The sequence below is a fragment of the Rhodococcus sp. OS5 genome (assembly GCF_056837585.1).
The window spans coordinates 5390418-5403102 of record NZ_CM166368.1; the positions used below are offsets into that span (position 1 = coordinate 5390418).

Sequence of the window (12685 nt, forward strand, 5' to 3'; positions counted from 1 at the left end):
ACACCCCACCCTCTTGGAGTTAGGACGCAATGATGCAGGACTGGACCACCGAGTGCGACGTGTTGGTAGTCGGCTCCGGCGGCGGCGCGCTGACCGGCGCATACACCGCGGCAGCTCGAGGATTGACGACGATCGTCCTCGAGAAAACCGATCGCTTCGGCGGAACTTCCGCGTACTCGGGCGCATCCATCTGGCTGCCGGGAACCCAAGTACAGGAACGTGCGGGACTCCCCGACTCAACGGAGAACGCACGCACCTATCTGCGCGCATTGCTCGGCGACGCCGAGTCCGAGCGCCAGGATGCCTATGTCGAGACCGCTCCCGATGTCGTCGCACTACTCGAGCAGAACCCGCACATCGAATTCGAGTTCCGTGCGTTCCCCGACTACTACAAGGCCGAAGGCCGGATGGACACGGGACGCTCCATCAACCCTCTCGATCTCGATCCCGCCGACATCGGTGACCTCGCCGGCAAGGTGCGTCCGGAACTCGACCAAGACCGCACCGGTCAGGATCATGCTCCCGGCCCGATGATCGGTGGGCGCGCACTGATCGGCCGACTGCTGGCCGCAGTCCAGAGCACCGGTAACGCAGAACTTCGTACCGAATCCATCCTCACCTCCCTGATCGTGGAAGACGGTCGGGTTGTCGGCGCCGAGGTCGAATCCGGCGGCGAAACCCAGCGAATCAAGGCGAACCGCGGTGTGCTGATGGCAGCGGGCGGCATCGAAGGCAACGCCGAGATGCGTGAGCAGGCCGGCACCCCCGGCAAAGCGATCTGGAGTATGGGTCCCTTCGGCGCCAACACCGGTGACGCGATCTCCGCCGGAATTGCTGTCGGTGGCGCAACCGCTTTGCTCGATCAGGCGTGGTTCTGCCCCGGCGTCGAGCAGCCGGACGGCAGCGCCGCATTCATGGTCGGCGTTCGCGGCGGACTCGTCGTCGACAACGCGGGCGAGCGTTACCTCAACGAGTCTCTCCCGTACGACCAGTTCGGCCGGGCCATGGATGCGCACGACGACAACGGTTCTGCAGTGCCGTCGTTCATGATCTTCGACTCGCGCGAGGGTGGCGGACTACCTGCCATCTGCATCCCGAACACGGCGCCCGCCAAGCACCTCGAGGCCGGAACCTGGGTCGCCGCCGACACTCTCGAAGAACTCGCCGCCAAGACCGGACTGCCGGCCGACGCATTGCGCAGCACTGTCGAAAAGTTCAACGATGCCGCAAAGCTGGGAGTCGACGAAGAGTTCCATCGCGGCGAAGACCCGTACGACGCATTCTTCTGCCCACCCAACGGCGGCGCGAATGCGGCACTGACGGCGATCGAGAACGGTCCGTTCTACGCGGCCCGCATCGTCCTCAGTGACCTCGGCACCAAGGGCGGATTGGTCACCGACGTCAACGGTCGAGTCCTGCGTGCCGACGGCAGCGCCATCGACGGCCTGTACGCCGCCGGCAATACGAGCGCGTCACTGAGCGGCCGCTTCTACCCCGGTCCTGGCGTTCCGCTCGGCACGGCCATGGTCTTCTCGTACCGAGCAGCCCAGGACATGGCGAAGTAACCAGCACAACGAGGACGTGGGGCAGGCAATGTCAGAATCACCTGCCCCACACTCTTTCGCACGGCGACGCGATTTTGTATCACTCCAGGTCGATACCGGGCAACCCGTCCACACTCTTCGCGTTCTTCTCGGCGCGATAGGCGATGAGCCGCTCCGGCCCCCTCTTCTCCGCTACGCGGTCGAGCACGTCACGATCGGATTGGTAGTCCATCAGCGGTACTGCGTATCCGCACGAATCCGAAATGCGCGTCAGATCGACCACGACGATCGACCGCAGCCCCGGGTGCTCAGGGAACCTACCGACAAGCTCGTTGAACGGTTCCGACCCTGCAAGCAGAACGTGTCCGTGACCGTGCAGTCGTACGATCTTCGGTGGTCCGTCAAACGCCATGAACATCAGTGTTATTCGGGAGTTCTCGCGCACGTGCGCGATGGTTTCCACACCGCTGCCGGTGAGGTCGAGGTACGCCACCCGGTTGGATGTCAGCACCACAAACGATCCGACTCCCCCTTTGGGTGAGCAATTGACCAACCCGTCAGCAGACAACGGTGCGGTGGCAACGACGAACAGCGGTTGAGCCTGCAACCACGTGGTGAGCTTTTCATCGATGCCTTCGTAGACGCGCCCCATGTCGAGAGTGTAGTTCGCGCCGACTGGACGTCACGGGGCAGACGCTGCGGCGGCTCGAATCTCCTCACACATCGCTGCGAAGACGCGGTCGTCGGCGGGATTCGCCGGCACCGCCAGTGCAATGCCGTCGCAGAGACTCGCGTATTTCGAACTCAGCACCTCGGGGAGTTCGGCGTAGGTGCATTGCGTGACCAGCCTGTCGAGAACATCGTCGGTGAGGACGGCAGGTAGTCGAGCCCAATCACCTGCCCGCGCCATCACTGTCAGTTCTTCCCCGACCTCGGATAATCCGAGGACCTCCAGCGCGACTCGGTACGCCGGAGTGGAGTAGAGAAAGGCAAGTTCACTGCGCACCGCTTCTCGTTGAGCAAGTATCGCGGCAGGATCTTTGCCGGTGATCATCTTCGGAACGGCAATCAGTCGCGGCTTCCTTCCTCCTGCCGTCAACGATGGAATGATCCTCTCCGCGAGCACCTTCGGATGGGAGCTGGTGGGGTGAGAAACAAAACCGTCGGCGACGGCTCCCGCCAGTGAGCACATGCGCAAGTTCACTCCCCCGGTCCAGATCTCCGGAGCCGGAACATCGAGCGGCCCCGGATTGAAGTAGGGCTGCAGCCGGTCGAAGGTGTAGTGCGTTCCGGCATGGTCGAGTTCACCGCCCTCCTGAAAAACTCGGAAGATCTCGCGTACAGCGCTGACGTAATCACGCAGTTGCGCAACAGGATCCGTCCACGGCATCGAGTACCGCCCGACGATGTTCCCACGCACCTGCGTCGCAAGCCCCAGTTGAAATCGCCCACCCGAGAAACCCGCAAGATCCCAGGCAGCCAAAGCCGTCACCATGGGACTGCGCGCAAACGCGACAACCATCGACGTCCGGACAGTGAGAGTACTGCTGTGCTCGACGGCCAAGGCCGCCACCGCAAACGGATCACGAATGGTTTCGGAGATGTGCACCGTGTCGAAACCAAGGTTCTCGATGCGTCGGACGTGCTCAGCTACCTGCCGCAGCGGAGTGTCGGCAGGTAGCGAGGTCACCAATTCCATATCAGCTCAAAGGCTCCAGGCGAATCGACAGCAGCTTTCCTTCGGTAGCCACCTTGCGAGCGTGTTCATTGAAATCCGGGGCGGCACAAACGAACAGGGTACGACCGTCGGAACCGCCGAGTCCGCAAGCGAAGACACCGCTGTCGAAGGCAATTTCGTCGACTATCTCCCCGCTGGCGCCCACATGAAGAACACGGCTTCCGAGGGCATCGGCCACCCACATCGAATCGTCTCCGTCGATACAACACCCGTCCGCCGCAACGACGATCTGAGCGAGGGTGGTCTCCATCTCGGGTCCACCAGGCACCGGCCCGAACGACGCCCAGTCGCGGCGTTCACCCAGAGAGCCGTCGGCCTGGACGGCAAACGCACTGATTCGATTTCCCAGCGTTTCGTCCACGAGCAGATCTCCGGTCGACGTCAGAGCCATTCCGTTGGGGAAGTGGAGATCTCGCGCGACGACGTGCACCGATCCGTCGGGGTCGACGCGGAGGAGATCTGCCGTCTCGACGGGGGCCAGGTTCATCAGATCGAACCCGAAGTTGCCCACGTACGCTCGTCCCTGTGCGTCGACCAGCATGTCGTTGACGTTGGCACTGACGTACCCGGACAAGTCTGCGTGCACCACCAACTCGCCATCGGATTCTCGCCGCAGAATCTTCTGGTCCCGCATGGAGACGACCAGTAATCTGCCGTCCGGAAGCCACCCCAGCCCGGACGGCTGCCCTGGAACCTCCGCCTCGACGCGTATGTCGGTCCCGTCCTCGCGGGCCGAAATCACCTGGTAGGTGTAGAAGTCGGATACCCAGATCCGGTTCTCGTGCCAGCGCGGGCATTCGAAGTAGGTGTATCCCTCGAGAACTACCGCAACTTCTGGTGCCATCGGGCTCTCCTGAGTCGGTGATGAATGAAGTATCAGTCTCATTCAATCACCGGCACCGCTGTCGCGGTGTCCGATTCCCGACTAGTCGCCGGCGCGAACTTCGTCCAACACGTCGAAAGCGGATTCCCATCCGTCGTACACATTCCCGTCACCCTTGAATCCCGGAATTCCTACCAGGTGGAAGGTCATCTCGGTTTTGTCACCCCGTTCTGCGAGCGTGACCGTTATCCGAGGTGCGGCATCCACCGGATCACTCGGATTTCCCCAGGTGAAGACCAGCCTCTTCGGCTCGTCGACCTCGAGATAGGTTCCGCCGGTGGGGTACTCGGCTCCGTTCTCGTCGTTGATCATCAGGTAGCGGTACGTTCCGCCAACTCTGGGATCGATCGTGACATGCTCACGGGGACTGCTGACACCCTTCGGATGCCACCAGCGCGCCGCCTCGTCGGGGTCGGTCCACGCCTGCCAGACAAGGTCGCGCGGCGCGTCGAAGATCCGGGTGATGGTGAATTCTGCAGTGGCATCGGCATTCCGGTCACTCATTGTCCTTCTCCTTCTTCGGTCGACGTTGTTTCAGCTCACGTAGACGCTCGTCGAGGAGGTCGAAGCGTTCGTTCCAGCCTCGCCGGTGTTCGTCGACCCAGGCGCTGGCGTCGTCGAGACCCTCTGCGCGAAGGGTGCACGTGCGCCATTGCGCGGTGGCGGTTCGTTCGATGAGACCGGCTCGCTCGAGCACCTTCAGATGCTGAGAGATGGCAGGTCGACTCATGTCGAACGGCTCGGCCAACTCACCGACGGTCATCGAACCATCAGTGAGGCGAGAGAGCATTTCACGCCTCGTCGGGTCGGCCAATGCGCTGAACACTGCATCGAGTCGGCCACTTCGCTCGTCCATGTAAGCAACTCCTTAATTAAGGAATAGCTTAAACATAGGACTCGACATCTTGCGCGTCAACCCTTTCAGCTCCAGGTATATCGAAGCCGCTCGACGGTTGTCGCCTCGTCCATCTGGGAGAAAGTCTCGCGCTCAACTCCCTTCACTGACACCATCGCTTCGATGATCGACTCCCCGAAGATTTCCTTCGCCACCGAGGAGGAGTTGAACTTCTGCACTATCTCGCGCAGATCGGTGGGGACTCGGGTCACCCCGCGCTCATCACGTTCCGCCTCCGTGAGAGTCGACGGGTTCACCACAATTTCCGGCGGCAATGGCGAGGCATTGCCGATACCGATATGCGAAAGGCCAAGTATCGCAGCGGTCGCCAGATACGGGTTGGCCGATGGATCGACGATTTTCACTTCGGCGTTGGCGCCGTGTGGATTCGACGGTGACTCTGCGCAGAACCTCAGTGCCGCTTCCCGGTTCTCGAGCCCCCAACAGACGTAGGCCCCCGACCAATTGTCCGGTCGCAGCCTGACCCCGGAGAGCGGTGAGGACGCAAAGATGGCCGTGAATTCCGTGAGGTGAGAGAGGATTCCACCCAAAGCTGACGATCCTTTGTCGGTCATCCCGTACTCCTGCCCGCCACCGGAGAAGACGGGCCGCCCACCTGAGTTCAATGAAAAGTGCTGGTGTGCACCGTTCCCTGCACCTCCGACCGTAGGTATCGGTGAAAACGAGGCCGCCAATCCATGGGCTCTGGCAGTGCGGCTGATCAAGATCCGGGCCAGTATCACCAGGTCGGCAGCCTGAACAGGAGTTGCCGGAGCGATGGAGATCTCGAATTGATCCGGTCCGTACTCTGCATGCACTTGCTCGATATGAAGTTGTGCGCGTTCGGCATTGCGCAGAAGGTCCTTGAGGAAGTCCTCGCGGCGCAGGACTGCACCTAACCCGTACGCCGACCACGCTCCGTCACACGCATCACCGAAAAGAGTGAACTCGATCTCGTGACCCACCCGAGCTTCCAGTCCGTCGGCGGCAAGCCGCGCCACGACGGCAGTGAGTGCGGACCGAGTACACACGGCAGCCGTCGCACCGTCTTGATCGTGCAACGTCGCCGGCGCCCACGACACGCCCCCTCCGAGATCACGGAGGTCGGAGCGGTCGATACGCAACCGGAGATCACCCACGACGGAAAAGGAATCGGTGAAGGCAATCCGATCGTCGCTACAGAAGACGTTCCAGCTCGGTGAGACTCCCGCACCGGCTTTCTCGAAGACACCGGTTCGGCCGGCCGGCATCACCTTCGCGCGCGCGACACCCGCCATGTCGACGATCGAGCCGATGGTCAGAGCCGGTACTTCCCTCATCCAAAGGCAAATACCCCACCCGGTGACGCGCCAACCCGTCAGATCAGGTTGTCCTCCACCGGCAGTCCGAACGCCGCCCGGCCGTAGAGCGCCAACGCGCGCTCGGGTTCGTTGGCAACGTGAACGCTGCCCGCATGAACGTCACGCCACGCACGCTCGATCGGGTTTCCGCGAGAGAGGGAGTTCCCGCCTGCCGTCTTGAAAAGCATGTCGATCGCTTCCACCGAGCGTTCCGTCGCACGAACCTGATCACGACGCGCACGCAGCCTCATCGAGAGTGGGAGCTCCTGACCGGCCACAGCAAGTTCGTACATCTCCCGGATATTGCGATCCATCTGCAAAATCGCAGCATCGATCTCCGACGACGCACGTGCGACGGCGACCTGAGCGAACTGATCCTCACTGAACCGTCCACCACCCAAACTCAGACGGACGCGCTCACGCATCACGTCCAGGTACCCCTCGTAACAACCGGCGACGATGCCCACACACGGAGCGGCAACCGTCGAGGTGAAGATGCTCCCGAACGGAAGTTTGTACAGCGGGCCAGGATTGACCGCTTGGCCAGGACCACGCAGTTGTGCGGTCTCGTAGTTGCGCTTCAATCGGTGCTCGGGAACGAAGGCCTTGTCGACCACGATCTCGTTGCTCGCGGTGCCCCGCATACCCACGACATCCCACACGTCACGGATTTCGTAATCGGTGCGCGGCACCAACACCGTCATGAAATCGACGGGACGACCATCCATGCCGACCACCATCGCTCCCAGCAACGCCCAACTCGCGTGGTCGCAACCGGAGGAGAAACCCCACTGGCCCGATAGCTCGTAGCCTCCGTCCACCGCCGTCAGTCGACCGACCGGCGCATAGGCGGACGAAATGAGCGTCGTCTGATCCTCTCCCCACACGTCGGCCTGCGCTCGGTCGTCGAAAAGTGCAAGATGCCACGGGTGCACCCCCACCACCGACGCGACCCAACCGGTCGAGCCGCAGGCAGCCGAGATGGCCCTGACCACTTCGTAGAACTGAACCGGGTCGCTCTCGGCACCTCCGTATCTTTTCGGCGCCAGCATGGAGAAGACGCCGGCTTCGGACAGCTCCCGGATGGTCCGTTCGGAGATCTTGCGCGAATCGTCGACCTTCTGAGCGCGGGCCGCGATCTTCGGAAGCAGATCACGGACTGAACTCAGAACCTTGTTGACCATGGGAGACACTCCTCGCACCGAACCGTGAGGGAGCGGATCGGCAGATAGACATAACGGCTGCCCCGTCACGATATGTCGGTCACGCGTTCCGGTGATCGGAAGTCCCGGAGGCCGGGATCAGCCGCCGGATCCTCGCGCTCGCCGCTGGTCCCGGCCAGTGAGACGAGACCCCAGAGGCAATTCACGCTCCCCTAGCGTCGGGCGTCGACACTGCCCCTGGAAAGGACGGGACTCATCGTGACGATCACTCAGTCCGACAACGACGAGGTTCGCGAGATCCAAGCTGGAACCGCGCCTACACGCTTTGCGCGTGGATGGCACTGCATTGGACTCACGGAGTCCTTCAAGGACGGCCAGCCGCACTCCATCGAGGCGTTCGGCACCAAACTGGTCGTCTTCGCCGACAGTGAAGGCAACGTCAAGATCCTCGACGCGTACTGCCGTCACATGGGTGGCGACTTGAGCCAGGGCACCATCAAGGGCGACGCCATTGCCTGTCCGTTCCACGATTGGCGCTGGGGCGGCAACGGCAAGTGCCAGAAGATTCCGTACGCACGCCGCGTCCCCCCGCTGGCCAAGACGCGCGCCTGGCAGACCCTCGACCAGGACGGCATGCTCTTCGTCTGGCATGACCCCGAGGGCAACCCGCCGACCGACGACGTGGCTATCCCCCGCATCGAAGGCGCGCTCAGCGACGAGTGGAGCGACTGGGTCTGGTACACCACGACCGTCGACACCAACTGCCGCGAAATCGTCGACAACATCGTCGACATGGCGCACTTCTTCTACGTGCACTACTCCTTCCCGACGTACTTCAAGAACGTCTTCGAAGGCCACGCCGCAACGCAGTACATGCGCGGCGTCGCTCGCTCGGACATGCGTCCCCACGCAGCAGGCACCCCGAAGATGGTCGGCAGCAACTCGGTTGCGACGTACTTCGGCCCCTCCTTCATGGTCGACGACCTGACCTACGAGTACGAGGACTACAACGTCGACTCTGTGCTCATCAACTGCCACTACCCGGTCAGTGCGGACAAGTTCGTGCTCCAGTACGGCATCATCGTCAAGAAGTCGGATCGCTTCCAGGGTGAAGCCGCCGACGCGATGGCCGCGAACTTCGGCACGTTCATCGCCAAGGGCTTCGAGCAGGACGTCGAGATCTGGAAGAACAAGACTCGCATCGAGAACCCGCTCCTGTGCGAAGAAGACGGCCCGGTCTACCAGCTCCGTCGCTGGTACGAACAGTTCTACGTCGATGTCGCGGACATCGCTCCCGAGATGACCGAGCGCTTCGAATTCGAACTCGACACCGCGCGACCCGTCGCAGCCTGGCAGAAGGAAGTCGAAGACAACCTCGCTGCAAAGAAGGCAGACGAAGATGCAGCCTCTTCAGTGCGCTGAGTGCAAGGCTCAGGTCCTGGTCCAGAAGAACAGTTGGGAACACACCACCGTTCAGTGGAGTGACCAGGCCCGCGCCCAGTGCCTCGAAATCGCCGACGACCGTGAATTCGGGCAGCGAGAGGGACGACCCGGTGCCCCTCGCAAGCAGTGCGGCGCCTTGATCGCGTCCATCGTGAACGCTGCAACAGCGGGCGAACTCGAGATCCTCAACGACGAGCCGGTGCCTCAGCCGATCGTCGACGACAGCGAACCCGTACCGACTCCGTTTCACTAGTCAAGCCAACATCTTTCGAAGAAGGTAGTAATGATCGATCCTCAGTACTACGGCCCGTGGGCAGTCATCGCCGGCGGTTCAGAAGGTGTCGGCGCAGGGTTCGCCGACGAGCTCAGCAAGATCGGCATCAACCTCGTTCTCATCGCCCGCAAGCCGGGCCCGCTCGAGGAGACCGCGGCCAAGGCACGCGCCAACGGCGTCGAAGTACGCACTCTCGCATTGGATCTGCTCGTTCCGGACGCGCTCGATCAGATCAAGGCTGTCACCGACGACGTCGAGGTTGGTCTCCTCATTTTCAACGCCGGCGCCAACAGCTACGGCCACGAGTTCGTCACCGGAGATCTGACGGGATTTGCCGGAGTCATCGAGCTGAACATCAACAAGCAGCTCGAACTCTCGCACCACTTCGGCGGATTGATGAAGGATCGCGGACGCGGCGGCATCATGCTGCTCGGTTCGCTGGCCGGATTCATGGGCTCCGAGCACCAGAGCATCTACGCGGCGTCCAAGGCATTCGGGCGCATCTTCGCCGAAAGCCTGTGGCTCGAACTCCAGCCGTACGGCGTTCACGTCGTCGAGTTCATTCTCGGTGTCACTCGCACACCCGCTATGATTCGCGCGGGACTGAACTTCGACATCCCGGGCATGAACGTCGCAGAGCCCGAAGATGTTGCACGTGAAGGTCTCGAACACCTTGCCGACGGCCCGATCTGGGTGGCTGCAGGAAACTACGAAGGCGCCAAGAAGCGCAGTGGCTTCCCCCGAGACAAGATGGTCAAGGGCGCTGCCGAAGCGATGCGCAAGCTGCTCAACCGCTGACATCTGCTGTGCGCCTTTATTAACCCCCCGACGTTAAGAAAGGCGCACAGCATGAGCATCGACATCACCACTCTTCTCGACGAACGCGAGATCACCCGCTCCATCTTCGAGTTCGCCCGAGCTATGGATGCGCGAGAGTGGGATGAACTCCACCGGATCATGACGCCGGACGCTACGGCAGAATTGGGCACCGGAACTCTGCGCGGACCCGCCGAGGTAGTGGCGTCCATCCGCTCGTTCCTCGACGAGTGCGGTCCCACCCAACATCTGATCGGTAACGTGCTGGTCGAGGTGGTCGGCGATCTCGCCACCAGCCGCTCCTATGTCAGCGACATGCATGTGGGCACCGGGAGCAAGGCTCACCTGAACTTCTTCACCCTCGGCGACTACCACGACTCATGGGCGCGGATCGACGGAAAGTGGCGAATGACGCACCGCACCAAGCATTCACACGCCAGTCAGGGATCCATCGAGGTTCTGGGCGCCGGCCCCAGCGGTTGGCGGAGCTGATTCAGCTCAACATCGACGAACGGCCGGTCGCGAGCGGACTCTTGCTGGTGAGTCCGCCGTCGACCACCAGGGTCTGCCCCGTCATGTAGCGAGATTCGTCCGAAGCCAGGTAGACCATGGCATGCGCGATGTCTTCGGGTTCGCCGAGGTAAGGCAGGGCGTTTGCCTGCTTCATGCCGTCGATGACATCAGCGGGGATGTTGTCCACGAGAGCGGGTGTCAGGATCGCGCCCGGCGCTACGGCATTGCACCGAACACCGTTTGCTCCGTACTGGACTGCGATGTACTGCGTCAGACGAATGACTGCCGCTTTGGCGGATCCGTAGGCAGACTGCAGGGAATCCCCGATCAATCCACCTACCGAGGCCGTGTTGACGATCGATCCTCCACCGGCACTGTTCATGTGCGGAATGGCAAGTCGTGAAGCGACGACAGTGCTGCGGACGTTGAGCGACATCACGCGATCCCACTCGTCCAAGTCCATCCGGAGCAGGTCGAGATCCTTGCGCGGGTTACTACCGCCCACGTGATTACACAGGACGTTGATGCCGCCGAATTCGGTGACCGCCTTTTCGATCATCGCTGCCAGAGAGTCCTCGTTCATGACATCGACGCCGAAACCCACTGCATTGCCACCCGTCTCGCGAATCGCCACCGCCGCTTCCTCTGCACGCGCAGGATCGAGGTCGGCGACCAGCACCTTGGCGCCCTCTGCCGCCATGAGTTGTGCTGCTGCACGCCCGATTCCACTTGCGGCGCCTGTAATCACTACATTCTTGCCTTCGAGCCTGTTCATATCTGTTCCTTTCGCGGAGAATCGCCGTACCCGGATCTCACGTGCCCGGAGTTGACAGCTCGGCGATTGCCCGATCACTACCAGTCAACGCAGGATCGACAGCCTCGTCCAACTTTCTTGAATGAACTCACAAGTACGTGACCACGGCCCGCGCACCTGCTACACCGCCGAAATCGAGTGGCGACGGAAGACCTCACTGTGCTGAAGTGGCACTATGCAGAATTCTGTTCGACCGCTGTCCATCGACGACCTCGACCGTGCCGCCGAGGTTCTCGGCGAGGCGTTTGCCGACTACCCCTGGACGAACTGGTGCGTCGCCGAAGACTCCCACGTGGAACGCGTCGCGACTCTGCAACGGATCTACCTCGAACACCTGGCACTACCGTTCGGGCGTTCCTACATAGACGATTCCGGCAACGGCGTCATCGCAGTCCTGCCGCCGGACACTCCAGAGCCTGATGAAGCGACCGTCGAGAAGATCGTCGAACTGCACGGAGATCGGTTCGAGCGCGTTCTTCAGGCTGACGAACAACTGTCTGCGCTTCCCGTCCCCGACAACGCGTGGTCGTTGGCAACGATCGGTACGACGCCGCGCTCACGCGGAACCGGATTGGGTTCTGCGCTACTGAAACATGCTTTGGCGGAACTGGATCGAACCGAACAGAATTGCTGGATCGATACGTCGACCGAACGAAATCTACCGCTGTACCAACGGTTCGGTTTCACGATCGTCGGCCAGACCTCGCTCCCCGACGGACCGGACGTATGGCGGATGCATCGACTTCAGGGCTGATTGTTCGACTTCAGCACTCGCCGAATCATTTTCGACAACGACGCGTATTGGGTGATCGTGTTGACGGCGATCCACCTCGAGACCGGCCACGTCCGGGTCCACGAGAAAACCCCGACCGACAGCAGTTGATCATCGTCAAGGGCCTCGATGTAGTTGCGCAATATCGCAACAGCAGCTCCCAAGCGGTCACGAAGCTCCTGAGCCGGAATGTCGATGCTCGCGTCGACAACCGACTGGTTCAGTGCGGGTGTTTGCGTCCACTTGTAACCCGCCGCCGGCGTCTGCGGAGCCTCGTCTCGCAGCCCGGCACCTATCCACTCTGCGACGGCCTCTGCCCACCAGACACGCACAGCGAGTACGTCGTGCACCGTCCACGCGTCGACGGCAACGGCGTCGAACGCATCGGCCTCGGCGACGCCGTCGAGTAACGCTTCGAGTTTCGAATACGCCGAGTCCAGCTCGCTCACCAGTTCTTCGCGTGACCAGGTCTGCGCCACAATGCCTCCGA

Annotated in this window: 15 protein-coding genes; 6 read left to right on the forward strand and 9 right to left on the reverse strand. The window is 61.9% G+C overall.

Annotation, left to right across the window (positions count from 1 at the left end):
- The first annotated feature begins 32 nt into the window (after window positions 1-32).
- A complete protein-coding gene (locus ACVZUB_RS25140; protein WP_037128865.1) occupies window positions 33-1565 on the forward strand; it encodes an FAD-dependent oxidoreductase in 1533 nt (510 codons plus the stop codon).
- A gap of 79 nt (window positions 1566-1644) precedes the next feature.
- On the opposite strand, the gene ACVZUB_RS25145 is transcribed toward ACVZUB_RS25140, so the two are convergent.
- From ACVZUB_RS25145 to hsaA, 7 genes are all read right to left on the reverse strand, one after another.
- Window positions 1645-2196 carry a pyridoxamine 5'-phosphate oxidase family protein gene (locus tag ACVZUB_RS25145; protein WP_007732686.1) on the reverse strand — a complete coding sequence of 184 codons (552 nt, stop codon included), beginning with the start codon at window positions 2194-2196 and terminating at the stop codon, window positions 1645-1647.
- Between the two features lie 30 nt (window positions 2197-2226).
- On the reverse strand, window positions 2227-3243 hold the full coding sequence (locus ACVZUB_RS25150; protein ID WP_058037665.1) for a TIGR03617 family F420-dependent LLM class oxidoreductase: 1017 nt from the start codon (window positions 3241-3243) through the stop codon (window positions 2227-2229).
- Window position 3244: 1 nt separating this feature from the next.
- Complete coding sequence (locus tag ACVZUB_RS25155) at window positions 3245-4126, reverse strand: SMP-30/gluconolactonase/LRE family protein (RefSeq protein ID WP_058037664.1); 882 nt, start codon at window positions 4124-4126, stop codon at window positions 3245-3247.
- An 81-nt stretch (window positions 4127-4207) separates the two neighbouring features.
- Window positions 4208-4669, reverse strand: a complete 462-nt coding sequence (locus ACVZUB_RS25160; RefSeq protein ID WP_030536982.1) for an SRPBCC family protein — start codon at window positions 4667-4669, stop codon at window positions 4208-4210.
- Window positions 4662-5021 carry an ArsR/SmtB family transcription factor gene (locus tag ACVZUB_RS25165; protein ID WP_058037663.1) on the reverse strand — a complete coding sequence of 120 codons (360 nt, stop codon included), beginning with the start codon at window positions 5019-5021 and terminating at the stop codon, window positions 4662-4664. The genes ACVZUB_RS25160 and ACVZUB_RS25165 overlap by 8 nt, the downstream gene beginning before the upstream one ends.
- Before the next feature lie 65 nt (window positions 5022-5086).
- On the reverse strand, window positions 5087-6379 hold the full coding sequence (locus tag ACVZUB_RS25170) for a type I glutamate--ammonia ligase (RefSeq protein WP_083056673.1): 1293 nt from the start codon (window positions 6377-6379) through the stop codon (window positions 5087-5089).
- Window positions 6380-6417: 38 nt separating this feature from the next.
- Window positions 6418-7584: a 3-hydroxy-9,10-secoandrosta-1,3,5(10)-triene-9,17-dione monooxygenase oxygenase subunit gene (gene hsaA, locus ACVZUB_RS25175; RefSeq protein ID WP_042448427.1), complete on the reverse strand. Its 1167-nt coding sequence runs from the start codon at window positions 7582-7584 to the stop codon at window positions 6418-6420.
- A 237-nt stretch (window positions 7585-7821) separates the two neighbouring features.
- Here hsaA and ACVZUB_RS25180 point away from each other — a divergent pair, with 237 nt between their 5' ends.
- From ACVZUB_RS25180 to ACVZUB_RS25195, 4 genes are read left to right on the forward strand one after another with little or no spacing between them, the layout of a single operon-like run.
- Window positions 7822-8985, forward strand: coding sequence for a 3-ketosteroid-9-alpha-monooxygenase, oxygenase component (locus ACVZUB_RS25180; RefSeq protein WP_003940257.1), 1164 nt, complete (start codon window positions 7822-7824; stop codon window positions 8983-8985).
- Window positions 8963-9259 carry a hypothetical protein gene (locus ACVZUB_RS25185; RefSeq protein WP_003940353.1) on the forward strand — a complete coding sequence of 99 codons (297 nt, stop codon included), beginning with the start codon at window positions 8963-8965 and terminating at the stop codon, window positions 9257-9259. Before ACVZUB_RS25180 ends, ACVZUB_RS25185 begins: the two co-directional genes overlap by 23 nt.
- 30 nt (window positions 9260-9289) lie before the next feature.
- On the forward strand, window positions 9290-10078 hold the full coding sequence (locus tag ACVZUB_RS25190; protein ID WP_020909164.1) for an SDR family NAD(P)-dependent oxidoreductase: 789 nt from the start codon (window positions 9290-9292) through the stop codon (window positions 10076-10078).
- Window positions 10079-10129: 51 nt separating this feature from the next.
- Window positions 10130-10588: a nuclear transport factor 2 family protein gene (locus ACVZUB_RS25195; protein WP_003940631.1), complete on the forward strand. Its 459-nt coding sequence runs from the start codon at window positions 10130-10132 to the stop codon at window positions 10586-10588.
- 1 nt (window position 10589) lies between these two features.
- Here the strand turns inward: ACVZUB_RS25195 and ACVZUB_RS25200 are convergent, their stop codons facing one another.
- Entirely contained in the window at window positions 10590-11384 is a 795-nt protein-coding gene (locus ACVZUB_RS25200) for an SDR family NAD(P)-dependent oxidoreductase (protein ID WP_058037660.1), read from the reverse strand.
- 214 nt (window positions 11385-11598) lie between these two features.
- Here ACVZUB_RS25200 and ACVZUB_RS25205 point away from each other — a divergent pair, with 214 nt between their 5' ends.
- Window positions 11599-12177: a GNAT family N-acetyltransferase gene (locus ACVZUB_RS25205; RefSeq protein WP_482627861.1), complete on the forward strand. Its 579-nt coding sequence runs from the start codon at window positions 11599-11601 to the stop codon at window positions 12175-12177.
- On the opposite strand, the gene ACVZUB_RS25210 is transcribed toward ACVZUB_RS25205, so the two are convergent.
- The gene (locus tag ACVZUB_RS25210) at window positions 12168-12674 is read right to left on the reverse strand and encodes a ClbS/DfsB family four-helix bundle protein (protein ID WP_482627862.1); all 507 of its coding nucleotides are present in this window, start codon (window positions 12672-12674) and stop codon (window positions 12168-12170) included. The two genes, ACVZUB_RS25205 and ACVZUB_RS25210, sit on opposite strands and share 10 nt — an antisense overlap.
- Window positions 12675-12685 lie beyond the last annotated feature (11 nt).